Genomic DNA, 24,115 nt, shown 5'->3' with positions numbered 1-24,115 from the left:
GACCAGCGCGCGACATCGGCTTTGACGGCTGCCGACGTCTCAGCCGGCGATGCTACGGCGTCGGTTGCATTGCCGCGGCCGTCTCGTCGATCTTGCCGGCAAGGACGCCTTGGGCCCAGGCGGTGACATCTGCGTCGACGGGCTTGTTAGCCATGTCCGTCAGCGCCGCGTCGAGCGATGTATCATCGGTGCCGACCGCTGTCTCGGCAGCCGCGGCTTCGGCATCGGCGGCGGCCGCATTGTCGGCGTCAACCACGGCCTGCTGGGCTGTGACCTCGGCCTCCAGAGCCGATATCTGCCCAGGCAGGGCCGCTTGCTGTTCGGGCGTCATGGCGGCAATCTGATCGGCCGTCAGCGACGTCAGCGCATCCAGCTGCGAATTCAGCGAATCCAGCTCAGCCTGGGCGGCGGCCGCTGTTGCGGCGGCCGTGGCAGCCGCGGCCTGGGCGACCTTGGCTTTCGCGGATTGCGTCACGAAAGCCTGAATGGCAGCGAACTTCTTGCTCTTGGAATTCATGTAGGCGTTGATGTTGCGCTGCAGCGAGTTCAGCCGGCCGAGTTTGGCGTGGATGTTCTTGTCCTTGGGCACGGACGAGACCTTTGTGGTATCGACCGTGGTGTTGGTCTTTTCCGTCTTGGCTACCTGCCCCCGGGCCGAGGAGGTCTTACCGTGCGAAGCGCCGCTGTTGCCGTGGTTGCCACCATTGCCATTGCCGCCGCTATGACCACCGCCATTGCCGCCGCCATTGCCATGCCCGTTGCCGCCGGCTCCGGCGAGTGCCGGAGACGCCAGAAGCGACAATGCGGCAAGCGCTGCCAACAGGGTTTTCCGGTTTGTCATGGTGGTCTCCTCGGGATTCGCCGTGTTCGCACAACTGCTGAACCAGCGTCCTATGAGAAACCGCTAATTTTACGGAGTAAACTTTAGACAAATGCGGTCGCAATACGCGAGCATCCGGCAAGCCGACCAGCTAAGCGGCTGATTTTAAACAGCGATCGGCGCCATCGGAGCTGCATGGCACTGAAGTCCCATGCCGATCAGACCATGGTCCTAGCAGCCGGCCAGGGGCATCGTGCAATAGCAGGGAACGGGTCGGAAAGGCGTTGAAAAGGAACGTCGGCGGATGAAACCAGGGACCTCAACCGATGCTTTCGCCGCCGTCGATCACCAGCGCCTGACCGGTCATGAATGAGGAACGGTCGGAGACGAGAAACAGGATCGCTTCGGCAATCTCTTCGGCTATGGCCCAGCGCCCCATCGGGATCTTGGTGCGTACATAGTTTTCGATCGCTTCCCGTCCGCCCATCTGGGCGATGAACGGCTCGTTGAACGGCGTGTCGACCCAGCCCGGACAGAGCGCATTGACGCGCACATTGTGCTTGGCATAGTCGAGCGACATCTGCCGGGTCATTGCCACCACCGCATGTTTCGATGTCGCGTAGGCGATCATTTCGCGGTCGTAGAACACGCCCGAATTGGAGGCCGTGTTGAGGATGACGCCGCCGCCGCGTGCGACCATCGACGGCATGACCAGCCTGGCCGCGAGGAACTGCGCCCGCACATTGATCCGCCACGAGGCATCCATGCCGCCGGTCTCGACTTCGGTCAGCGTGCCGCCGACCTGGATTCCGGCGTGGTTGTGCAGGATGTCGATACGCCCATGCTTGTCGAGCGTGCCGGCAATAAGCCGCTCGACCGCCGCGTCATCCGCGACGTCGGTAGCAACCGCCTCGGCCCGCCCGCCCGCTATACGGATGTCCAGCGCCGTTGCCTCGCCGGCAGAATGATCCCTGTCGGCGATGACAACCACGGCGCCTTCCCTGCCCATGATCATGGCGCCGGCGCGGCCGATGCCGGAGCCGGCGCCTGTCACCACGGCGATGCGGTCTTTGAGGATCATGATGCGGCTTTCAGTTTGACGGTTTGCGCTGGCGCAATTGCCATTGGGCGAGCACCACGAGCAGCACGGAAGCGACGAGCACGATCGTCGCGATGGCATTGATCTCCGGCGTCACGCCGCGCCGGATCGACGCGAAGACATAGATCGGCAGCGTCGTCTGGGCGCCGGCGACGAAGAAGGCGACGATGAAATCGTCGAAGGAGAAGGTGAAGGCGAGAAGGAAGCCGGCGACCACCGCCGGCATGATCTGCGGCAGCACGATCGAGCGGAACGTCGTCAGCGGCGTGGCGTAGAGATCGCTCGAAGCCTCGACCAGATTGCGGTCGAGGCTGCCGAGGCGCGTGCCGACGATCATCGTCACCAGCGCCATCGAGAACAGGCCGTGCGCCGCGATGATCGATCCGTAGCCCAGCGACAGGCGCGGCGGCTGGTCGTCAGGCCAGATCGAGGCGAGGAACGGATTGACCACCGCGAACAGCTGGACCAGCGCAACCAGTGTCGAAATGCCGATGACGACGCCAGGAACGACGATCGCCGCACCGAGCAGCGCGTCGAACACAGCGCGGGTCCGCACCCTGACGCGCGCGAGGCCAAGGGCTGCCGCCGTGCCGAACACCGCCGCCAGCGAGGCGCTGGTGGTGGCGATGAACAGGCTGTTCTTCAGCGCCTCGACCAGGAACGGGTTCGCCAGCGCCTTGCCGTACCATTGCACGGAGAAGCCGGTGAACTCGCTGGCATGATGACCGGCGTTGAAGGAGAACAGCACGACCAGCGCTATCGGCAGATAGAGGAAGGCGAAAACGGCAATGACGAAGGCGCGCATCAGATCAGATCCACCCGGCGGGCGCCCGAGACGCGGGTCGAGATGCGGTTGGCGGCAATCAGGACCACCACCGAAACCAGCACCAGCGTGATCGCGATCGCCGACCCGAACGGCCAGTTGCGCGACTGCAGAAACAGATCGACCAGCGCATTGCCGATGAAGAACACTTTGCCGCCGCCCAGCAGCGTCGGGATCAGATATTCGCCGAGTAGCAGGATCATCACCAGTGAGAAACCGGTCATCACGCCCGGCAGCGACAGTTTCAGGGTCACGCCCAGGAAAGTCGAAAGCGGTGTCGCGCCGAGATCGGCGGAAGCCTCCAGCAGCCGGCGATCGAGCCGTTCGAGGCTGACATAGATCGGCAGGATCATCAGCGGCAGATAGCCATAGACGATGCCGAGCAGGACAGCGCCTGGCGTGTTGATCAGCCTGACATCCTCGATGCCGGCAAAGGCGAGCAGCGCCGGGATGCCGCGCCCGCCCAGAATGTACATCCAGGCGTAGGTCCGCATCAAAAGGCTGGTCCAGAACGGAATGACGACCAGCGCCAGCAGGATCAGCCGCCAGCGCGCCGGCGCGCGGAGGGCAAGATAATAGGCGACCGGATAGGCGACCAGCAGGCAGGCGAGCGCCCCTGCCGGCGCCAGCACCATGGTATTCCAGAAGGCGGTCGCCCGCGCCGGAAGGTTGGCATATTGCGCCATCGTGAAGGCCGCCTGATAGCCGCCCTCCGGTGCCCGCTCGCCGACGCTGAACACGGCGATGGCTACGAACGGCAGCACCAGAAACACCACCAGCCACGCCGTCGCCGGAGCGAGCAGCATGGCCGTCAGCAGATTTTTGCGAAGGACATTGCCACGCATTGAAAGATTCGCCCCGGTGCCGGCGGGGTCTAAACCCGCCGGTCAAGTTTGTATGCGTCGGTTTGAGACCCGCTTTGTTCAGGCCGACTTGAAGCGCGCCATCAGTTCGGCACGGCCCGGATCGGTCAGCGTTGCCGCCGCGCCGAATTCCAGCGGCGTCAGAAGGTCCGCCGCCGGATAGAGGATCGGATTGTCGAGCACCTCCTTGGGCAGCAGCTTGTTGACCCGCGCATCGGTCGAGGGCGCGCCATTGGCCAGGTGCTCCTTGACCGCGACCTGCGGGTTCATCAAATAGTTGAGCAGGGCATAGCCGGCCGGCTTGTTCGGCGCATCCTTGGGAATGGCGTAGAAGTCGGTCCAGATCTCGCCGCCTTCCTTGCCCAGCACATAGGCGATCTCGGGAATGTCGCGATGCAGCTGCGCACCGTCATTGGTCCAGCACATGGTCATCCACGCATCGCCCGCGCGCATGCCCGGCTGGTAATCCGACGAAACCGCGAACAGATGCGGCTTGACCTTGAGCAGCAATTCCTCGGCCTTGGCGAGTTCGTCGGGCTTCAGCGAATTGAATGAATAGCCGTAATATTTCAGCGCGTTGCCGATCGTGGTCAGCTGGTAGTCGTGCACCATGGTGCGGCCGTCGCCTTCCGCCATGGCGGTGTCCCAGAACTCCTTCCAGCTGGTCATCGGCTTGGTGAGCTTCTTGGTGTTGACCGCAAACCCGGTGGTGCCCCAGTTCTTCGGCACCGCGTAGGTCACCTTGTCGATCGTGCCTTCCCCAGTGAAGCGCGGGTCTTCCTGCGAGCCGTCGAAATTCGGCAGCTTCGCCATATCGAGTGCTTCGATGATGCCGAGCTTCTTGTAGGTCGAGATCGTGTAGTTGGTCGGCACGAAAAGGCTCCAGCCCGAGGCCCCGGCCTGCAGCTTGGCCAGCATCTCCTCGTTGGAGCCGAACACGTTGACCTCGACGGCAACGCCGGTGTCCTTCTTGAAATTCTCGAACGTCGCCGGGTCATGATAATTCGGCCAGGTTGCGATCGACATGCGGTCGCCGAGGTTTTCCGCGGCAAAGGCCGGCGTCGGCATGATGCCGATCTCGCGCGCCATCACCGCCGTCGCGATGCCGAGGCCGGTGAGGCCAAGGAAGTCGCGTCGGCCGATCGAGCCGCGCTTCAGACGCATCAGCTGGTCGACAAAGTTCTCAGGGCTTATCGGCAGTCCATCACGATATGATTTCGACATGTTTGTTTACCCTCTGGTTGGTCCCGTTATTCTTGGTCTCCGGAAACGCCAGCGGCGTCCCGGTGGCAAAGCCGATGGCGACGGGTTCACCCGGCTTGAAGAGGTTGCCGTGTCCGGTAACATGATCGGCCTTGGCGAGCAGCGTTCCGATGCCTTGAACCTCGATCGCGTACTCCGCTGTCGACCCCAGGAAGATGCGGTTGCGGACGACGCCCTTGAACGGGCCGCTTTCCGGAGCGCCGAGACTGAGCGATTCTGGGCGCAGGCTGACCGAAACGGTCTCGCCGTTCCGCAAGGCGGTGCGCTTGCGCGCCGCAATGACCGTGCCGTCGGCCAACGCTATGTCCACCAGCTCGCCCGAATGCCCGGCGACCTTGCCGCTCAACAGATTGGTCTTGCCGACGAAATCGGCGACGAACAGGTCGGCGGGTTCGTCATAGATCTCGCTTGGCTGTCCGAGCTGGACGATGCGGCCGCCATTCATGACGCAGACGAAATCGCTCATCGACAGCGCTTCCTCCTGATCGTGGGTGACCAGCACGAAGGTGATGCCGATCTCGCGCTGCAGGTTCTGCAATTCGATCTGCATGTCGGTGCGCAGCTTCTTGTCGAGCGCCGCCAGCGGCTCGTCGAGCAAAAGCACGGCCGGCTTGTTGACCAGCGCGCGCGCCAGCGCGACGCGCTGCTGCTGGCCGCCGGACAGTTCGTGGATCTTGCGCCTGTTATAGCCGGCGAGGCGCACCATTTCGAGCGCTTCGCCCGCCCTTGAGGCGATCTCGCGCGATGACAGCCGCGGCCGCGCCTGGCGCAGGCCGTAGGCGACGTTGTCTTCCACATCCAGATGCGGGAACAACGCATATTGCTGGAACACCATGTTGACCGGCCGCCTGTAAGGCGGCGTTCCGGCCATGTCCTGGCCACGAATGAACACTTGGCCTTCGCTTGGCTGTTCGAACCCGCCGATCATGCGCAGGCAGGTCGTCTTGCCGCAGCCGGACGGTCCGAGCAGCGCGACAAAGGCGGAGGGCGGCACAGCGAGATCGATGCCGCTGACCGCGGTCACCGCGCCATAGCGCTTGGTGACGCCGCGAAACTCGATGTCGGGCACTGCGGTCAAGGCTGCGGACTCCCCAGGGCAATCTCAAGACGCTACCAGAGCCAATGGCGGCTAGTATATACCTCACGGGTGGTATATCTGATCTATTTTCTCGTTTAGAGGGGTATGAATTGACCCGCAGCGATGAATACAGCCGGCTGGCCACGCTTGTCGCGGCGACGCGGGAGACGAGCGGCGATCTCTTCGGCCATGCGTTGGTCGATTGGCTGCGGCAGCATGTCGATTTCGATCACTGCGTGATCTTCGGCTATCGCGGCGCCTCACGCCCGCTATTGCTGTTCGAGACGTTCTCGCCGACGGAGAGCCACGTCTTTGTCGCCCTCTACCAGGAAGGGCCTTATCTGCTCGATCCGTTCCACCACGCGGCGGTCGAGCGAAAGGAAGGCTTCTGGCGCATGCGCGAACTCGCGCCGGACCGTTTCTACGCCAGCGAATATTTTCGTTCCTACTACAGCCAGACCAGGCTGGCCGAGGAGGTCGGCTTCTTCGTACCGCTGCCGGGCAAGGACGCACTGGTGCTGTCGCTGATGCGGCTGCGCGCTTCAGGTCCGTTCGGAACCGCCGACGCCAGGCTGCTGCGCGATATGGCGCCGGCGGTGGTCGCCTTCGCCCGCTTGCGCTGGCCTGCTCTTCCCGTCGACGAGCCGGTCGAGGCCAAGCAGGACGAGGCGTTGGCGGCCGTCAACGAGTTCGACCGCGCCCATATCTGGAAGAGCCTGTCGCTGACGCCGCGCGAAAAGCATGTCGTCGACCTGGTGCTGCAAGGGCATTCCACCGAATCGATCGCCAGGGCCATGCGCATCGTGCCGGGGACCGTGAAGGTCCACCGCCGCAACATCTACCGCAAGCTCAAGATCAAGTCGCAGGCCGGCCTTTTTGCCCGCTTCGTCGAAATCATCGACGCGCGGGTAAGGTAGCTCCTCCAATCCCCGCCACCACCTGGCAAGGCGATCGCTTCTGATTCGAATTCGCCCCATCACCTTTTCCGACTGTTGACGCCGCCCCTCACCTGCCTGCCGGCATCCTCTCCCCGTATAGTGACGGGGAGAGGGGCGCTCTCATTGCCGCTTTCGCCAACCACCAGCCTCGAAAGAAGGGCGCCAAGGTTGAGGGCAGCCCCTTCTCCCCGTTACTATACGGGGAGAAGTGCCCGGCAGGGCGATGAGGGGCGGCGCCGACTTCGAAAATTGATCGTCTCAGCCACAAGTTGGAAACTGTCGTTGGTCTGAGGCCACGCCCCGACCGCTTGCCGATGGCGCTCGATCACGCTGTCGAGCCAGCTTCCCACGAGCCAGTCTCGGCCATCCGCCTCAGAAGCGGCGCCGGCTTGAAGACATCCTTGCCCGTCCGCTGGTGCCAATATTCGAGCCGCTCGATGATCTTGGCCGCGCCTTCGAGGCCAGCCCAGAACATCGGACCGCCCTTGCCGACGGGAAAGCCGTAGCCGTTGACCCAGACGACATCGATATCGGATGCGCGGGCGGCAATCTTTTCCTCGAGGATTTTCGCGCCTTCGTTGATCATGGGGTAGAGCGTTCGCTCGGCAATCTCGTCTGTCCCGATCGTGCGTGGTGCGATGCCCTTCTCGGCGGCTTTTTCGCGGATCAGCGCCTCGACCTCGGGATCGGGGATACCCGCCCGCGCACCAGCCTCGTAGAGATAGAAACCGCGGCCGGTCTTCTGGCCGAAGCGCCCTTGTTCACACAAACTGTCGGCGATCACTGCCGTCTGCCCGCGCGCCTTGCGGTTTCGCCAGCCGATGTCGAGGCCGGCGAGGTCGCCCATCTGGAACGGCCCCATCGGCCAGCCGAAATCGGTGAACGCCTTGTCGATCAGGCTTGGCGTCGCTCCTTCGAGCAGAAGCGCCTCGGATTCGGCGCCACGCGCGGCCAGCATGCGGTTGCCGACGAAGCCATGGCAGACGCCGACCACGACGGCCACCTTGCCGATCTTGCGCGCCAGGTCGACCACCGTGGCCAGCGCATCGGGCGCGGTCTTGTCGGCCCGCACGATCTCCAGCAGCTTCATGACATTGGCCGGCGAGAAGAAATGCAGCCCGAGCACATCCTGTGGCCGCGAGGTCGAGGCGGCGATTTCGTCGATGTCGAGATAGGAGGTGTTGGTGGCGAGGATCGCGCCCGGTCTGGCCACCGCGTCGAGTTTGCCGAACACTTCCTTCTTGACCGCCATGTCCTCGAACACCGCCTCGACGATCAGGTCGCAATCGACCAGGTCGGCATAATCGGTGGAACCCTTGAACTGGGCGAGCCGCTGCTGTTTGGCATCTTCGGTCAGGGAGCCGCGTGAGACCGAAACGGCATAATTCTTCTCGATCATACCGAGCCCACGCTGCAAGGCTTCCTCGCTGGTCTCCAACAACGTGACTGGAAAACCGCCATTGACGAAGGCCATGGCGATGCCGCCGCCCATAGTGCCGGCACCGATGACGCCAACCCGCGCAATCCTGCGTTTGACGACATCCTTATCGGGATTCTTTGCCGCCTCGCGTTCGGCGAAGAACAGATGCCGCTGCGCCCGCGACTGGTCGCTGGCGACCAGCTTCATGAACAGCGCGCGTTCGGCAGCCAGAGCTTCCTCGAACGGCAACGTGACGGCGTTGCGCACCGATTGCGCGCAGGCGATCGGCGCTTCGAGCCCGCGCGCCTTCTTGGCAAGGTCCGCCGCCTCGGCGTCGAAGGCCGCCAGGTCGGTTTGCCTGAGCTCGTCATTGCGATCGCGCACCGGCGTGAAGGGACCACCCTTGCTGGCTATCTCCCGGGCGAAGTTCACGGCATGCGTGATCAGATCGCCGTCGAAGACAGCATCGACCAGGTCTGCTCCATGCGCTTCGGCAGCACCGATCGGCGCGCCGGAAACGATCATCCTGAGCGCTTTCACCGCACCGACAAGGCGCGGCAGCCGCACCGTGCCGCCGCCGCCCGGCAACAGGCCGAGCTTCACCTCGGGAAGGCCGAGCCTGGCGCCGGCATCGGCAACGCGGAAATGGCAGCCGAGCGCCAGTTCCAGCCCGCCGCCGAGCGCGGTGCCGTGAATGGCGGCGACGGTCGGCTTGGCGATGGTCTCCAGCATGGCCACGACGGCACGCAGGTCGGGCTGCTGTACAGGTTTGCCGAATTCGGTGATATCGGCGCCGGCGACAAAGGTCCGTCCGGCGCAAGCGATGACGATGGCCGCGACCGAAACATCGTCGCGCAACGAGACCACCGCCTGCATCAGCGGCTCGCGGACATGAAAACTCAGCGCGTTGACCGGCGGATTGTCGATGGTGACGATGGCGACATCGCCGTCCCGGCTGAGCTTCAGGAAATCGGACACGCAAAACCTCCCAGCAATGGCGAACGGCTTGCGGCCGCGCGAACGGGATTTACAGCGCCATGACGCGGATGGGAACCGGATGCCGGCCTGGCATAATGATTGCCGGTCTTGAAGTGCCTGGTGCTGTCCCGCCAGCGCCAAGCTTTTCGCCATCACCGCAGCGGCTTCTGTCCACCCGCGGCCGTGATCACCCCGACGATGATCAGCCCGGTCAACAGCAGCCGCACGCCGGCGCTGACGCCGAACGTGTTGAGCATGGTCAAGAGCAGCACCAGGAACAGCGCCGCGCCCCAGACGCCGGGCACGTTGGCCTTGCCGCCGGCCACCGACGTGCCGCCGATGACGACGACGGCGATCGAGGCCAGCAGGTACTCGTTGCCGATGTCGACGTTTGCGCCGCGGAAATAGCCTGCGAGCAGCGCCCCGTCGATGCCGCCGAGCGCGCCCGACAGCGTGTAGGTGAGGAAACGGATGCGGCCGACATTGACGCCGGCCAGCCACGCGGCCCGGATGTTCTGGCCGATCGCCAGCACCGAGCGGCCATAGATCATCCGTTGCAGCGCGATCGCGGCGCCGATGGTGAACAGCACTGTGAGGATCGCCAGCACCGGGATGCCCAGAACCTGCCGGTTGGCGAAATCGGCGAAGCCCGGCGGCGGCTTGATCTGCAGCCCGCGCCCATAGCTGATGTCGATGGACTGGATGATGAAGCTGGCCGACAAGGTGGCGATGATCGGCGGAATGCGCAGCGCCCAGATCAGCAGATAGTTGGCGACGCCGATCGCGGCACCCGTAGCGAGCGCCGCCAGCAGCCCGACCGCGATCATCGAGTCATTGCCGTCCATCACCTTCATGGCGACGGCGCTGGCAAGGCCGATATTGGCCGGCAACGACAGGTCGACATTGCCGGGGCCGAGCGTGATGACGAACATCTGCCCGACGCCGACAATGACCGTGAACACCGCCAGCGACAGCGCTGCCGTGACCATGCCGCCGCCGCCATAGCCGCCGGTGAAGGCGATGGTCGCCAGCCACACCAGAAGCGCGCCGAGGAATGACCAGATCCAGGGCCTGCCGAGCAGGGTCTTCACCAACACCACTGGCTCACCTCTCCCTGCGGCTGATCAGCACCCGCGCGGCAAGCACGATGATCAGGATGGCGCCATTGGCGGCCACCTGCCAGTCGGGCGGAATGTGCATGAAGGTGAGCAGCGGCGACGCGGCCAGCGCCAGCGTCAGCGCGCCGATCACCGCGCCGATCGGCGACACCCGGCCGCCGACGAATTCGCCGCCGCCCAGAATGACGCCGGCGATCGAAAGCAGCGTGTAGCCGTTGCCTATGTTGGCGTCGGCCGAGGTGGTGATGCCGATCAGCGCCATGCCGGACAGCACGCCGAACAGGCCGGCCAGCGAAAACAGCACGATCTTGGTCTTGAGCAGCGACCAGCCGGCGCGGCCGAGCGCCGCCGGATTGCCGCCGGAGCCGCGCAGGATCACGCCATAGGAGGTGCGCATCAGTCCGAAATGAACGACAAGGCCGATCAGCAACGCTGCAATGATCGGAAACGGAACGAGAGGCGGTTTGAACGCCATGAACGCCAGCAGCCAGTCCGGCGCCTTGCCGCCCGGTTTGGGCAGCACGAGAATGGCCAGCCCCTGCCACACAAAACTCATGCCGAGCGTCACCACGATCGACGGCAGGTTGCGCAGGTGGATCAGCGCGCCGAGCAGCGCATAGACGCCGATCGACCCGAGCAGGATGGCGACGCCGATGACCGGCGCGTCCTTCAGCCATGTCGCGGTGACGCAGCCGACGAAACCGACAAAGGTGCCGATCGACAGGTCGAGCTCATTGCCCGATATGACGAACATCTGCGCGATTGTCGCCAGGGCGATCGGGATCGCCAGGTTGAGCATCAGGCTGAAGCCGAAATAGCTGATGGCGCGCGGGTTGAGCCAGGCGATGGCGAGCAGCACCAGCGCCAGCGACAAAGCCGGCAGCAGCCCACGCAGCAGGCGGGCACGCGCCAGCGCGCCGCGCTCGGCGGAGGTCTTGGCGGTGGTGTCGATGCTGGCGGCCGTCATCTCAGGCCGCATCGCCGAAGGAGGATTGGATGATCTTCTCTTCGGTCAGTTCGTCGCGACGCAGATTGGCGACGATACGGCCGTTCTTGAAGACGTAGATGTGGTCGCAATTGTCGAGCTCTTCGGTTTCCGTGGTGTACCAAAGGAAGGTGCGGCCTTGCCGAGCCTCCTTGCGCACGAGCTCGTAGACCTCGAGCTTGGTGCCGATATCGACGCCGCGCATCGGATCGTCCATCAGCACGATCTGCGCATCCGAGCCTAGCGCGCGGGCAAACAACGCCTTCTGCTGGTTGCCGCCCGACAGCGAAAAGATGTTGTTGTTCATGTCGGGCGTGCGGATGCCGATCTTCTTTTGCCAGAACTGCGCAAGCTCAGCCTCGCGCTGCGGCGAAATCAGCAGGCCGTTGCGCAAACGCGCCAGCGAGCGGATGCCGATATTCTCGGCGATCGACCACTGCGGAAAGATGCCGTCCGCCTGCCGGTCGCCGGCGACCAGCGCCACCGGCGCGGTCACTTGGATGCCGGCCTTGGCGCGCGACGCAGCGCGGAAGATCGCCAGCAGCAGGTCGGTCTGGCCATGGCCGGCCAGGCCGGCAAGGCCGATGATCTCGCCGGCGCAAGCGACGAGGTCGGCGCCGTCCTTCTGCGCGGCAGGCCGCGCCCGAACCCGCAGCGGGCTGGCGCCGGGTTTGGCCGCAGCGGCTTGCGCCGCGATCTTCTGGCGTGCTTCCGCCCCACCCATCGCCGTCACCAGCCGGTCGCGGTCGAAGGCACTGGCCGCATCGGCGACAACCACCTTGCCGTCGCGCATCACCACGATGCGGTCGGCGTTCCGCAGCACTTCGCCCAGTACATGCGAAATCAGGATGCAGCTTTTGCCGCCGGCGACGAAGCGGCGCACGAAAGCCAGCAGCTGGCCGGCCGTATGCGCGTCGAGCGACGATGTCGGCTCGTCGAGGATGACGAGGTCGAGCCGGTCCTGCGTGACGGTGAAGGCACGCGCGACCTCGACCATCTGGCGCCGGCCGATCGAGAGATCGCCGACAATGTCCGCCGCCGAGATGCTGTGGCCCGGAAAGATCTCGTCGAGCTTGGCGGCGATCAGCTCGGCGGCCTTGCGCCGCCAGCCGAAGCCGCGTAGCGAAGCGTGGTTGATGCGCGTGTTCTCGGCGACGCTGAGATTGGGGCACAGCGACAATTCCTGGAAAACGCAGCGTATGCCGAGTTGCTGCGCCCGCGACACCGAGTAGTTCTCCTCGGCCTCGCCATGCACGCCGATCGTGCCGCTATCGGGCGCCAGCGTGCCCGCAACCATGTGCATGAGCGTCGATTTGCCGGCGCCATTATGGCCGACGAGGCCGACGCACTCCCCAGGCCCGACACGGAAATCCACGCCGCCAAGCGCGCGAACGGCGCCGAAATGTTTTTCGGCGCCGTTCAGTCTGATAATGTCGGCATTCCCTTCAGCCATGCTCAACGATATCCGCTCACGGTAGGAACGCCAACGCCATGCTACTTGATGTTGGCCTTGATGGCCGCGATGGCGTCTTCCTGGCTGTATTCGTGCGTGGCGACCCCGCCTTCCTTGATTTTCGGCAGGGCAGCCTCGAAATCGTCCTGGGTGAAGGCGAGATACGGCACCAGCAGGTCGTGCGGAATGTCCTTGCGGCCGTCGAGCACCTGTTGCGCCACCCAGAAGGCCAGCGACGACACGCCGGGCGCGATCGAGGCCGACCAGGTCTGATAGCCGTCCTTGTCCTTCTGCTCCTTCCACCACTTCAGCTCGTCCTGGCGGTTGCCCATGATGATGGTCGGGCGCGGCTTGCCGGCTGCGGCGAAGGCCTGCGCCGCGCCGTAGCCGTCACCGCCCTGGTCGACGATGCCGACGATGTCGGGCAGCGACGGCAGGATGGTCGCGACCGCCTTCTGCGCCGTGGTCTGGTCCCAGTCGCCGGTCACCGAGCCGACGATCTTGAACTCGGGGTGGGCGGCAACGCCTTCGAGAATGCCGGCATGGATGGCGTCGTCGATCGACGTGCCGGCCAGCCCGCGGATTTCCAGCAGATTGCCGCCCTTGGGCTGGAATTTGGCCATCTGCTCGACTTCCTGCTTGCCCATGTCCTTGAAGTCGACGACGACGCGGTAGGCGCAAGGCTCGGTGACGATGCCGTCGAAGGAAACGACGACGATGCCGGCGTCGCAGGCCTGCTTGATGGCGCCGTTGAGCGCGTCCGGCGAAGCGGCATTGATGACGATGGCGTCATAGCCTTGCAGGATCAGGTTCTGCACCTGCGCGGCCTGCGTCGGGACTTCCTTGTCGGCGGTGGTGAAGACGTCGGCCGCGGCGACGATCTTGTCGTCGACCGCCTTCTTGGTGACGATGCCATAGCTGTCGAGCATGGCCTGCCGCCACGAATTGCCGGCGTAATTGTTGGAGAACGCGATCTTCTTGCCGCTGGTGTCGGCAAGTGCCGTGCCCGAGGCGAGCATCGCGCAGAGGGCTCCTAAAACGAACAGTTTCTTCATGTCATACTCCTCCCAAGAGTTGCTGGTCGTGCTGCTTGCTGATGAAACTTGGTCCTGGCTTCCTGTTTTTTATCTATTGTCGGACAAATGCAGAAGGCTGGCAGCCTGTCAACTGGCAATCCGTGCAAGCCCAGGGGCTCAGAACCCGGGTCGACAAAGGCCTGGCGACAGTCCGGCTGTACCGGCTGCCTTTTCAGGATAGGAATTTTTTCTTGACAGGGTGAGTGCAGCTATGGTAGATATTCCTCCATGGTGCTGAGTTGCGCCACGGACCCGCCGCACAGGCGGGTTTTTCCGTCCAATGCTCCATCAACAGCGCGCCGGCGAAAGCTCCGAAGGAACCCATTACCCCGGGTTGTCCCGCGTAAGAGCCTGCCGATCAACTTGCAGTGCAACGATTGAAATAGCTTTGGTTGATGGGCTAGGCATGCATGCAGGAGACCGAAGCATGGCAGCGACGCCGATTGTTCCCCCGGGCGCACCGGGCATTCCGGCGCGCTGGACGTCAAGTGCCAAGAGCGGCGAGACCGCCGATGTCTGGAAGGTCGAGCGCTGGACCTATGTCACCGCCACGGCAACCAGCAAGACGGCAGGCGTCGAGGGCTACTACGTCCGCATCGCCCCACCGGACAGCGCCGACGCCGGCTCGCCGAAGGACGGCTATGTCCCGATCAAGAACCGGCCGCCCGGCGACACGGACCAGCCCGCCGAGGCGCCTGCCGATGCACGCTGATCTTCACTTTTTTCTGGCCCGCAACCGGCGATTGGGAGAATGTCGACTTCTCCGTCGTGTCAGGCGATCGGGATAGCCAGTAGGTCCATCCTCGACTAACCCAGAAAATCTCAAGGAAACAGGGACGAAACCATGCAGATCGGAATGATGGGACTGGGCCGGATGGGCGCCAACATGGTCCGGCGCCTGATGCGCGACGGCCACCAATGCGTGGTGTACGACATCAATCCCGCCAGCGTCGCGGCGCTGGTGACCGACGGCGCGTCCGGGGCGGCGTCGATGGAGGAATTCGTCGGCAAGCTCGCCAAGCCGCGCTGCGTCTGGGTGATGCTGCCGGCCGCGATCACCGGCAAGATCGTCGACCAGGTGGCGGCGCTGATGGAGCCGGGCGACATCGTGATCGACGGCGGCAATTCCTACTATCACGACGACGTCGACCGGGCGGCAAAACTGGCGGCCAAAGGCATCAGCTATGTCGATGTCGGCACCAGCGGCGGCGTCTGGGGCCTCGATCGCGGCTACTGCCTGATGATCGGTGGGCCCGACGATGCCGTCAAGCACCTCGATTCGATCTTCGCCACGCTGGCGCCTGGCGCCGATGCCGGCGCAGCCTCGCCCGACAAGGCCGCCGGCACCGCTGCCTTCGGCTATCTGCATTGCGGTCCGAGCGGCGCCGGCCACTTCGTCAAGATGGTCCACAACGGCATCGAATACGGCGTCATGGCTGCCTATGCCGAGGGCATGAACATTCTCAAGGCCGGCAATGCCGGCAAGGTCAAACGCACCGCCGATGCCGAGACCAGCCCATTGCAGAACCCCGAATACTATCAGTTCGACATCGACCTCGCCGAGGTCGCCGAGGTCTGGCGCCATGGCAGCGTCATCGGCTCCTGGCTGCTCGATCTGACCGCCGGTGCGCTCAAGTCGGATCCTTCGCTGGCGAATTTCGGCGGCCGGGTCTCGGATTCCGGCGAAGGCCGCTGGACGCTGAAGGCGGCGATCGACACCGGCGTGCCGGCGCCGGTTCTGTCCTCCGCCCTGTTCGACCGCTTCTCCTCGCAAGGGGAATCCGAATTCGCCGACAAGCTGCTCTCGGCGATGCGCTACGCCTTCGGCGGCCATCTCGAAAAGCCGAAGGCCGGCTCATGACGGCGGCAAGGGAGACACGCCAATGAGCCAGGAACGGTCCGACACGCTGGTGCTCTTCGGGGCGACCGGCGACCTCGCCCATAAGAAAATATTCCCGGCACTTTACCAGATGGTCGCCAAGGGAACGCTCACCGAACCGGTGATCGGCGTCGCCTTCGATGCCTGGGACCTCAAGCAATTGCAGGCGCGTGCCCGCGACGGCATCGTCAACGCGCTCGGCAAGATCGACGAGGAGGTCTTCGCCAAGCTTGCCTCCCTGCTGCGCTATGTCAGCGGCGATTATCGCGATCCGGCCACCTTCGAGAAGCTGAAGAGCACTCTCGGCAGCGCCCAGCGGCCGCTGCACTACATGGCGGTGCCGCCGACCATGTTCGAGACCGTCGTCCAGGGACTTGAGCAATCGGGCACCGCGCACGGCGCGCGGCTGATGGTGGAAAAACCCTTCGGCCACGATTTGCAATCGGCACGCTGGCTGAATCGGGTGCTGCACCTGGTGTTCGACGAACAATCGATCTTCCGCATCGACCATTATCTCGGCAAGGAAGCGATCCAGAACCTGCTCTATTTCCGCTTCGCCAATTCCTTGCTCGAACCGATCTGGAACCGCAATTTCGTCGAAAGCGTGCAGATTACCATGGCCGAGGATTTCGGCATCGAAGGACGTGGCCGCTTCTATGACGATGTCGGCTGCATCAGGGACGTCATCGAGAACCATCTGCTCAACATTCTCTTGCTGCTCGCCATGGAGCCGCCTGTCGGCCGCTCCGCCGACGATCTGATCGACGAGAAGGTACAGGTGCTCAGGGCGATCCGCACCTTGACGAAAGACGATGTCGTGCGCGGCCAGTTCGCCGGCTATCTCACCGAGCCCGGCGTGGCGCCGAATTCGCCGGTCGAGACCTTCGCGGCGGTGCGCTTCTCCATCGACACCTGGCGCTGGCAGGACGTGCCGTTCTTCATCCGCGCCGGCAAGAACATGCCGGTGCATGTCACCGAGGTGGTGGTGCGCCTGAAGCGCCCGCCGCTCGACGTCTTCGACCCGATCAAGCCCGCCGACCAGAACTATGTCCGCTTCCGCATCGACCCGCAGGTGATGATCGCCATCGGCGCCCAACGCAAGGCGCCGGGCGACGACATGATCGGCGAGCAGGTGGAACTGACGGCACTCGACGACAGCAAGGGCGACATGCCGCCCTATGAACGGCTGATCGGCGACGCCATGAACGGCAATGGCCAGCTCTTCACCCGGCAGGATGCAGCCGAGCTTGCCTGGCGCATCGTCGGCCCGGTGCTTGGCGACACCACGCCGCCGCACCTTTACGAGCCAGGGACATGGGGGCCGGCGGACGCCATGGCCGGCTTTGGACCGCCCAATGGCTGGATCGATCCGGTGGCGTGAGCGGAGGTGACGCAATGGCCAGTCGGTGAAGCAAGCAGCGTCGGGTACCGACAAGGTCGTGCTTTCGATCGACATTGGCGGTTCGCATGTCAAGATCCTCAGCAGCGCCGGCGGCGCGGAGCGCAGCACCGATTCCGGGCCCGGCCTGACGCCGCAGCAGATGACCGACAGCGTGAAGAAGCTCGCCGAGGGCCTGTCCTCAAGGTGGTCAACGATGCGCTGATGCAGGCCATCGGCAGCTACGAGGGCGGGCGCATGCTGTTCCTCGGCCTGGGAACCGGGCTGGGTGCGGCGATGATCGTCGACAATGTCGCCCAGCCGATGGAACTCGCCCACCTTCCCTATAAGAACGGCAAGAGTTTCGAGGATTATGTTGGCGAACGCGGCCTTGAAAAACGCGGCAAGAAGAAATGGCGCAAATATGTTTTCGACGTCGTCGAACGGTTGCGCGCCGCCATGCAGCCCGACTACGTCGTCATTGGCGGCGGCAATGTCGACACCGATTCCAGGCGCGGCGATAACACGCGTGCGTTCGAAGGCGGATTTCGTCTGTGGCGAGACAAGGCCTTGATCGTCTGAATTGTTACAGTTTAGTATAGTTGTTCAAAATAACGTGTGACGCCGCGCTGAATGATTGCCTTGCGCAGATTTGCCGACTAGGAATTCGCCATACTACAAAACGACGCGGCCCCCGAGGGCTACGCGAAAGACGCTTCAGCATTTGAGTTTGCGCATCGACCCTTCGAAAACGATCCCGATTTTCGAAGCGGTGCGCCATAGACGGAGGACATAGATTGACAGACGACAGCAACCCCGCTCGCAAAGACATCGACCTTCTCGAACTAACCGCCCATATCGTGTCCGCTTACGTCGAAAAGAACCGCTTGCCCGTCTCGGGCCTGCCGGACCTCATCGCCAGCGTCAGCGCCTCGATCAGCGGGCTCGGCAAGCCGGCCGCGCCGGTGAGCGTACCGCAGGTTCCCGCGGTCAATCCCAAGAAATCGGTGACGCCGGATTTCATCATCTGCCTCGAGGACGGCAAGAAGTTCAAATCGCTGAAGCGCCATCTCGGCGTGCATTTCGGCCTGACGCCCGACGCCTATCGGGCCAAATGGGGTTTGCCGTCTGACTATCCGATGGTTGCTCCCAACTACGCAGCCTCGCGCTCGGAGCTGGCGAAGTCGATCGGTCTCGGCCGCAAGGCCGCCCCGAAGCCAGCCGTCAAGGGCAGGAAGGCCAAGGTTTCGGCCTGAGCCCGTTCGGCGCTCAATCAATGGATCGATTGGAGCCTGCCGGCGAGTTCGCCTGGCAGGCTTCATGCTTTTTATGGCTGGAGCAATTCCCGGAAGCGGTTTCCTTCCGGAATTGCGCAATAACAAATCCGCGCAGGCGATCTGGGGGAAGGCATGAACTACGCAAGAATGGTGATCGAGAAAGAGGCGCCGGAGGAATACGGCTACGACCGCATCCGCTACAATCTCTCCGAAAGCTCGATCGCCGACCAGAAGCTGTCCGACCTCGGCCTGTCGCTGCCCGATCTGACGCTGTTCTACGGCGAGCACCGCGGCGACAAGGAATTGCGCGCGCTGATCGCGGCGCAGGATGCCGGCGTCACGCCGGATGATGTGCTGGTCACCGCTGGTGCCGCCGGCGCGCTGTTCATCGTCTCGACCTCGCTTTTGTCGGCCAGCGATCATCTGGTCGTCATCAGGCCCAACTACGCCACCAACATCGAAACCCCACGGGCGATCGGCTGCGCCATCAGCTTTGTCGATCTGGCCTTCGAGGAAGACTTCGCCATCGATGTCGAGCGCGTCAAGGCGGCGATGCGGCCGGATACCAGGCTGATCAGCGTCACCTGTCCGCACAATCCGACCGGTACCATGATGAGCCGGGCCGGGCTCGACGCGCTGGTCGCTCTTGCCGAGAGCACGAACTGCCATTTGCTGGTCGACGAGACCTATCGCGATCTCTCCTATGGCAGGCGCCTGCCGACGGCGGCCTCGCTGAGCACGAAGGCGATCAGCGTCTCCTCGCTGTCCAAGGCCTTCGGTATTCCCGGCATCCGCATCGGCTGGCTGGTCACCAGGGATGCCACCCTTCAAGAGACGTTCCTTGCCGCCAAGGAGCAGATCGGCATTTGCGGCAGCGTCATCGACGAGGGCATAGCGCGCGGCATGCTCGAGCGCCGGGATGCGTTCCTGGCGACACTGCTGCCCGAAATGGCAAAGCGCCGCGACATCGTCCAGGCATGGATCGATCGCGAGCCGCTGGCCGACTGGGTGCGGCCTGAAGGCGGCGTCGTCGGCTTCCCGCGCCTCAACGTCGATGCCGGCTTCGATCTCGACCGGTTCTACCGGAACCTGCTGGAAAACCATGGCACCTATGTAGGACCCGGCCACTGGTTCGAAATGCCGAAGCGCTTCTTCCGTGTCGGCTTCGGCTGGCCCACGGAAGCCGAATTGAGGGGCGGCCTCGACGCCATATCGGCGGCGCTAAGGCAGTAAATTTCCGTGCGGCCCGACTACGCAATGGAACTTCTGCGCAGGCTGAATGTTCTTCTATTTGTGCCCATGTTGACTAGTAATTCACAATAAAATATCCGCATGTTCGATTCGGTCTTTTGTCAAGAGTTTTTTTCGCGTATTATGCGGGCGCGAATCAGGGGAGCGCGAGCATGGCTTATCTGCAATTAGCTGGTGCGGTCGCCCTTGGCGCTTTTGGTCTCGCTTTGCTGAGGTTTGCGCTGAAGATCGCTTTCTATGATCGGATAGAATACGAGAAATCTCGTGCCAGGTATCCTTCGTTGATGGCCGCAGTGTCGGGGAAAGCTCGCGTTAAGCGAGGTGAATTCCCGGACGGGCGCGTCCGTGCCGGGATCGCTTATAACAAAAAGTTCAAGCGGTTCGAGGCAAATGGGAAACTGCGTAACGACGTGGTCGACCACGTCGTTTAATGAGCGAACTGCTTTCGTTGAAGGGATGGGTCCCGACCGTCAATGGACGGCTTTCGTATAAAATAATCGGCGAAAGCCGCCATCCCACAATGGCAGAATACGCCAACGTGGGTACGCCAGAGTATCAATTTGTTCTTGCCATCCAATCGCGCAATACAACCGACGTATTATTCCACTGGCTACTTGCGAAATTCTTCCAGATTTCGGGGGATTTCAATTTTGTTTTCTGCGCCCGTGCGAGGCGCGGAAGCAAATCGCCTGATGATCCATTGATTGGGCGGATCTATGTGGTGCGTCCGGGGTCGGACAGTTCAATCCAACTCAAAGAGAAGATGCAAGGTTGGCTACACTCACTTCGGAGTGCGGAATACGGCGTCGAAAAAGCCGAGCTTTGTAAGTTGTTTGGTTCTCTCCATCTAGAGCTTACAAACATTTGCGACCTTAGGGCCAACGTCATATTGCATCGAAACGGCATGATATCGATTAGTAAGATGTCGTTTTCGGATGACGAGATCTATCAGAACTCACTTCAGTACGCGAATAATGATCACGTCGAAATAGAATCATTATGGGCAGATCAGCTTTACTACTTCGTCAGGGACATTTCGCATCAACACCAACATCACAGCCCTGACGCCGACACGATGATAACAACATACCGGGTTCGTGGTCGATCTATGGACTGGTGTAATCGGGTCATATACGCTCTATACTTCTATATAATTAATTCTAAGCGCCGCCTGGAGCCGACAGAGCAGGTTAGAGTGCTTGGCGTCTTAGCTTACCTAAATTCGTTCAAGCAGGTCGCCACTGAACAGGCTGCTCTCTCTAACTTGCCTTTGAAGATGCCAGCATTCAATGACCAGGCTACGAAGGATTCCATAAACGCGACCAAAAGTTATCTTGATCTCAAATTTTCCGAGAAGAAACAGAACTCCGACAAATACCGCACGGTTCTATTCACTGTAGCTGCAACACTTCTTACCCTCGTCAACTTCGTTTCGGGGTTTGCAAGCCCGAACGTAGAGCCGGCCAAGTGGGTGGGTGACCTCGCAAATTTCGTGAAAGTTAATGCATACATATGCCTCGCGCCGCCTGCGATCATAATGGTTTGGTGGCTGAGCGACATGTTTCTAGTGCCTAACTATGAGGCCAAGAGGGACGCTGTTCGCCTAGGGTTTGCCAACCGGCGAGTTTTTGCAGCCGTCCTGATTCCTCTTTCCATTTTGATCATTTACGCAGCCTGGCGCTTAACATACGCGACGGCCGTTCAAATCGTTCATCATTAAAGAAGGCAAACATCATCGTATTTGGTGAATTTGCTTCATAGATATCGGAAATCCCTTGATCCGGCAGCGTTTTTGGCGCAAATCGCCGCCACGAACTTTGCTGAAATTCCCTTGGCCGGAACAGCGCCCATTTGGGAAGTGCCCCGCTGGCGAAGATTGAAAACGTGGAGCGTACTTCGGACGCTCTGACGCCATCGCAATGGGGCCTTGTCCATGACTGCCGAACAGACCTGCCGGACCAGCGCTATGCCGCGTTTCGCCACCGCGCTTTCCTAAGCTACTGGGCGGCACGCTTCCTCACCACATTCGCCACCATGATCGTGTCCGTCGCGGTCGGCTGGCAGATGTACGACCTGACCCGCGACCCGCTCGATCTCGGCCTCGTCGGCATCGTCCAGTTCCTGCCGTCGCTGTTCCTGGTGCTGGTCACCGGCGTCGTCGCCGATCGCTTCGGCCGCCGGCTGATCATGGCGCTGGCGGTGCTGATCGAGGCGATCTGCGCGCTCACGCTGCTGCTTATGACACTGCGCGGCATCGGCGGTCCGCTGCCGATCTTCGTCGTGCTGGCCATGTTCGGCGTCGCCCGCGCCTTCTTCGGCCCGGCATCGGCCTCGCTGTTCGCAAACCTGGTGCCGCCGCAGGATTTCGCCAACGCCATCGCCTGGAACTCGTCGGCCTGGCAGACGGCGACCATTGTCGGCCCGGTTGCAGGCGGCCTCCTCTATGGCGTATCGGCGGAAGTAGCCTACGGCACCGCCGCCATGCTGATGCTGGTGGCGGGCGTGCTGATCTTCACCATTCCACGGCCGGCGCAACGCAGCGAGACCGCCAAGCCGACGATGCAGACGCTGTTTGCCGGTTTCGGCTATATCTGGGGCGAGAAGATCGTGCTTGGCGCCATCTCGCTCGACCTGTTCGCGGTGCTGCTGTCGGGCGCCTCGGCACTGCTGCCCATCTATGCCCGCGATATCCTGCAACTTGGTCCCTGGGGCCTTGGCCTGCTGCGCTCGGCGCCGGGCGTCGGCGCCATCTGCGTCGCCATCTGGCTGGCCGGCCATCCGATCCGTAATCACGCCGGCATGATCATGCTCGGCTTCGTCGCGGCATTCGGCGCCTTCACCGTGTTGTTCGGCCTGTCGACCATCACCTGGCTGTCGATCGCGGCACTGGCCTTCCTTGGCGCCACCGACATGTTCAGCGTCTACATCAGGGAAACCCTGATCCAGCTGTGGACGCCCGACCACGTGCGCGGCCGCGTCAACGCCGTCAACCAGGTCTTCGTCGGCGCTTCCAACGAGCTCGGCGAGTTCCGCGCCGGCACGATGGCGGCGCTGATCGGCACGGTTCCGGCGGTCGTGATCGGCGGTGTCGGCGCGATCGCCGTCGCCGGGCTGTGGATGGTGCTGTTCCCGCAACTGCGCAAGGTTCGTCACCTCAACGGACGAAACTGACGCCTATCGCACGGCCGGCCTGCCGAAAATCGTGCGCAAAAACTCGTCCAGCCAGCGCTTCAGGTGCATGTCCCAGATCAGCCGCCCGCCGAGGTGATCGCGGCCGGGCTGCGCGCCCGGCAACTCGAAACGATGCGCGCCGCGCACCACCCAGCGCTGCATCATCACCCTGGTCAATTCGCCGTGGAACTGGATGCCCCAGGCATTGTCGCGGTATCGGAACGCCTGGTTGGGATAGGTCTCGGCAGTCGCCAGCAAGGTCGCGTCCCTGGGCAGCGAAAAGCCTTCGCGATGGAACTGGTAGACCATCTCGGGCCAGTGCATCAGTCTCTGGCCGGCTTCGGTCGCCTTCAGCGGATACCAGCCGATCTCGACCAGCCCTTCGCCGTGCCCCTCGACCTTGCCGCCGAGATGGTTGGCCAGCATCTGCGCGCCGAGGCAGATGCCGAGGATCGGCCGGTTCTCCCTGAGCGGGACTTCCAGCCAGTTGGTCTCGCGGCGGACGAACTCGTCCTCGTCATTGGCGCTCATCGGCCCGCCGAACACCACGGCACCGGCGTGCCCGTCCAGCGTTTCCGGCAAGACGTCGCCGAGCGGCGGCCGGCGGATGTCGAGATCGAAGCCTTCTTCGAGAAGCATGTGGCCGACACGTCCGGGGCTCGAATTCTCCTGATGCAGCACGATCAGGACCTTGGCTTTCGAGCTCGGCTTTGGCGGCATTGGCAGGCGCAACCTTATTCGTCGTTTGATGTTCCACGGGCGTCAGGTACTTGCGCCGCCGCCTTGCGTCGCGCCTCGACACGGTCGCGGCGCTCGACGCCGATCAGCTCGGCGACGCGCCACACCGTGTTGTCCTCCAGCTCGTGCAGCTCGCCATCGGCATAGACGATCTCCCACATCAGGCCGATGAAGGCCTTGCGCCCATCCGCGTCGAGATGGCGCTTGAGCACGCTGGTGAACGCATAGAGGTCGATCGCCTCGTTGTCGGCGCGTTCGCCGGCGGCGGCCAACGCATCGAGTTCGTCGCCGCTGATCGAATAGCTCTCCGCCAGCACGGTCTTGAGCCGTTCCCATTCGACATCCTGGCGCACGCCGTCGGCGTTCATCACGTGATAGAGCAGCGCCGATGCCGCAACGCGCGGATCGTCCGCGCTCGGACGGGCGCCGGCGCCCGCAGGCAAATCTCTCAGAAACGACAAGACACGTTCGAACATCGATCCATTCCCAGCGGCCACGTGGCGGGCC

Annotated in this window: 21 protein-coding genes and 2 pseudogenes; 10 read left to right on the top strand and 13 right to left on the bottom strand. The window is 63.0% G+C overall.

Features of this window, described 5'->3' with window-relative positions; genetic code table 11:
- Window positions 1-52 precede the first annotated feature (52 nt).
- The 6 genes from NKJ26_RS13535 to NKJ26_RS13510 all read right to left on the bottom strand — a co-directional run bounded on the left by NKJ26_RS13535 (window position 53) and on the right by NKJ26_RS13510 (window position 5,946).
- Complete coding sequence (locus NKJ26_RS13535) at window positions 53-841, bottom strand: hypothetical protein (RefSeq protein ID WP_352695692.1); 789 nt, start codon at window positions 839-841, stop codon at window positions 53-55.
- A 298-nt stretch (window positions 842-1,139) separates the two neighbouring features.
- Window positions 1,140-1,901 carry an SDR family NAD(P)-dependent oxidoreductase gene (locus NKJ26_RS13530; RefSeq protein ID WP_352695690.1) on the bottom strand — a complete coding sequence of 254 codons (762 nt, stop codon included), beginning with the start codon at window positions 1,899-1,901 and terminating at the stop codon, window positions 1,140-1,142.
- Window positions 1,902-1,911: 10 nt separating this feature from the next.
- Window positions 1,912-2,724, bottom strand: coding sequence for an ABC transporter permease (locus NKJ26_RS13525; RefSeq protein WP_352695688.1), 813 nt, complete (start codon window positions 2,722-2,724; stop codon window positions 1,912-1,914).
- Complete coding sequence (locus NKJ26_RS13520; RefSeq protein ID WP_352695687.1) at window positions 2,724-3,587, bottom strand: ABC transporter permease; 864 nt, start codon at window positions 3,585-3,587, stop codon at window positions 2,724-2,726. Before NKJ26_RS13520 ends, NKJ26_RS13525 begins: the two co-directional genes overlap by 1 nt.
- Window positions 3,588-3,665: 78 nt before the next feature.
- Window positions 3,666-4,829 (bottom strand): ABC transporter substrate-binding protein, encoded by a 1,164-nt coding sequence (locus NKJ26_RS13515; protein WP_352695685.1) that lies wholly within the window; start codon window positions 4,827-4,829, stop codon window positions 3,666-3,668.
- On the bottom strand, window positions 4,810-5,946 hold the full coding sequence (locus NKJ26_RS13510) for an ABC transporter ATP-binding protein (RefSeq protein ID WP_352695684.1): 1,137 nt from the start codon (window positions 5,944-5,946) through the stop codon (window positions 4,810-4,812). The genes NKJ26_RS13515 and NKJ26_RS13510 overlap by 20 nt, the downstream gene beginning before the upstream one ends.
- 110 nt (window positions 5,947-6,056) lie before the next feature.
- On the opposite strand from NKJ26_RS13510, the gene NKJ26_RS13505 reads away from it, so the two are divergent.
- Entirely contained in the window at window positions 6,057-6,863 is an 807-nt protein-coding gene (locus NKJ26_RS13505; RefSeq protein ID WP_352695683.1) for a helix-turn-helix transcriptional regulator, read from the top strand.
- A gap of 346 nt (window positions 6,864-7,209) precedes the next feature.
- On the opposite strand, the gene NKJ26_RS13500 is transcribed toward NKJ26_RS13505, so the two are convergent.
- From NKJ26_RS13500 to NKJ26_RS13480, 5 genes are all read right to left on the bottom strand, one after another.
- Window positions 7,210-9,282 carry a 3-hydroxyacyl-CoA dehydrogenase NAD-binding domain-containing protein gene (locus NKJ26_RS13500; protein WP_352695681.1) on the bottom strand — a complete coding sequence of 691 codons (2,073 nt, stop codon included), beginning with the start codon at window positions 9,280-9,282 and terminating at the stop codon, window positions 7,210-7,212.
- Between the two features lie 152 nt (window positions 9,283-9,434).
- Entirely contained in the window at window positions 9,435-10,382 is a 948-nt protein-coding gene (locus NKJ26_RS13495) for an ABC transporter permease (RefSeq protein ID WP_027025641.1), read from the bottom strand.
- A gap of 4 nt (window positions 10,383-10,386) precedes the next feature.
- Window positions 10,387-11,367 carry an ABC transporter permease gene (locus NKJ26_RS13490; protein ID WP_352602860.1) on the bottom strand — a complete coding sequence of 327 codons (981 nt, stop codon included), beginning with the start codon at window positions 11,365-11,367 and terminating at the stop codon, window positions 10,387-10,389.
- A gap of 1 nt (window position 11,368) precedes the next feature.
- The gene (locus NKJ26_RS13485; protein ID WP_352695679.1) at window positions 11,369-12,838 is read right to left on the bottom strand and encodes a sugar ABC transporter ATP-binding protein; all 1,470 of its coding nucleotides are present in this window, start codon (window positions 12,836-12,838) and stop codon (window positions 11,369-11,371) included.
- A 41-nt stretch (window positions 12,839-12,879) separates the two neighbouring features.
- Complete coding sequence (locus tag NKJ26_RS13480) at window positions 12,880-13,893, bottom strand: ABC transporter substrate-binding protein (protein ID WP_352695678.1); 1,014 nt, start codon at window positions 13,891-13,893, stop codon at window positions 12,880-12,882.
- 523 nt (window positions 13,894-14,416) lie between these two features.
- Here NKJ26_RS13480 and NKJ26_RS13475 point away from each other — a divergent pair.
- The 9 genes and pseudogenes from NKJ26_RS13475 to NKJ26_RS13435 all read left to right on the top strand — a co-directional run.
- Window positions 14,417-14,605, top strand: a pseudogene (locus NKJ26_RS13475) (hypothetical protein); the annotation flags it as partial.
- Between the two features lie 153 nt (window positions 14,606-14,758).
- Entirely contained in the window at window positions 14,759-15,775 is a 1,017-nt protein-coding gene (gene gnd, locus NKJ26_RS13470; protein WP_352695676.1) for a phosphogluconate dehydrogenase (NAD(+)-dependent, decarboxylating), read from the top strand.
- A gap of 22 nt (window positions 15,776-15,797) precedes the next feature.
- Complete coding sequence (zwf, locus tag NKJ26_RS13465) at window positions 15,798-17,174, top strand: glucose-6-phosphate dehydrogenase (protein WP_352695675.1); 1,377 nt, start codon at window positions 15,798-15,800, stop codon at window positions 17,172-17,174.
- Between the two features lie 25 nt (window positions 17,175-17,199).
- Window positions 17,200-17,753, top strand: a pseudogene (locus NKJ26_RS13460) (ROK family protein).
- 215 nt (window positions 17,754-17,968) lie between these two features.
- Window positions 17,969-18,427 carry a Ros/MucR family transcriptional regulator gene (locus tag NKJ26_RS13455; protein WP_352602870.1) on the top strand — a complete coding sequence of 153 codons (459 nt, stop codon included), beginning with the start codon at window positions 17,969-17,971 and terminating at the stop codon, window positions 18,425-18,427.
- 153 nt (window positions 18,428-18,580) lie between these two features.
- Window positions 18,581-19,681 (top strand): aminotransferase class I/II-fold pyridoxal phosphate-dependent enzyme, encoded by a 1,101-nt coding sequence (locus tag NKJ26_RS13450; protein ID WP_352695674.1) that lies wholly within the window; start codon window positions 18,581-18,583, stop codon window positions 19,679-19,681.
- 170 nt (window positions 19,682-19,851) lie between these two features.
- On the top strand, window positions 19,852-20,130 hold the full coding sequence (locus NKJ26_RS13445; protein WP_352695672.1) for a hypothetical protein: 279 nt from the start codon (window positions 19,852-19,854) through the stop codon (window positions 20,128-20,130).
- Window positions 20,130-21,419, top strand: a complete 1,290-nt coding sequence (locus NKJ26_RS13440) for a hypothetical protein (protein WP_352695670.1) — start codon at window positions 20,130-20,132, stop codon at window positions 21,417-21,419. Before NKJ26_RS13445 ends, NKJ26_RS13440 begins: the two co-directional genes overlap by 1 nt.
- A 230-nt stretch (window positions 21,420-21,649) precedes the next feature.
- Window positions 21,650-22,870 (top strand): MFS transporter, encoded by a 1,221-nt coding sequence (locus NKJ26_RS13435; RefSeq protein ID WP_352695732.1) that lies wholly within the window; start codon window positions 21,650-21,652, stop codon window positions 22,868-22,870.
- Window positions 22,871-22,873: 3 nt separating this feature from the next.
- On the opposite strand, the gene NKJ26_RS13430 is transcribed toward NKJ26_RS13435, so the two are convergent.
- Both NKJ26_RS13430 and NKJ26_RS13425 read right to left on the bottom strand, forming a co-directional pair.
- Window positions 22,874-23,590 carry a glutamine amidotransferase gene (locus NKJ26_RS13430; RefSeq protein WP_352602876.1) on the bottom strand — a complete coding sequence of 239 codons (717 nt, stop codon included), beginning with the start codon at window positions 23,588-23,590 and terminating at the stop codon, window positions 22,874-22,876.
- A 14-nt stretch (window positions 23,591-23,604) separates the two neighbouring features.
- The gene (locus NKJ26_RS13425; RefSeq protein WP_352602878.1) at window positions 23,605-24,084 is read right to left on the bottom strand and encodes a tellurite resistance TerB family protein; all 480 of its coding nucleotides are present in this window, start codon (window positions 24,082-24,084) and stop codon (window positions 23,605-23,607) included.
- Window positions 24,085-24,115 lie beyond the last annotated feature (31 nt).

Source organism: Mesorhizobium sp. M0152 (assembly GCF_040322415.1).
GTDB lineage: Bacteria > Pseudomonadota > Alphaproteobacteria > Rhizobiales > Rhizobiaceae > Mesorhizobium.
Note: the sequence above shows the minus strand (reverse complement) of the source record. Positions and strands in the feature narration are given on the sequence as shown.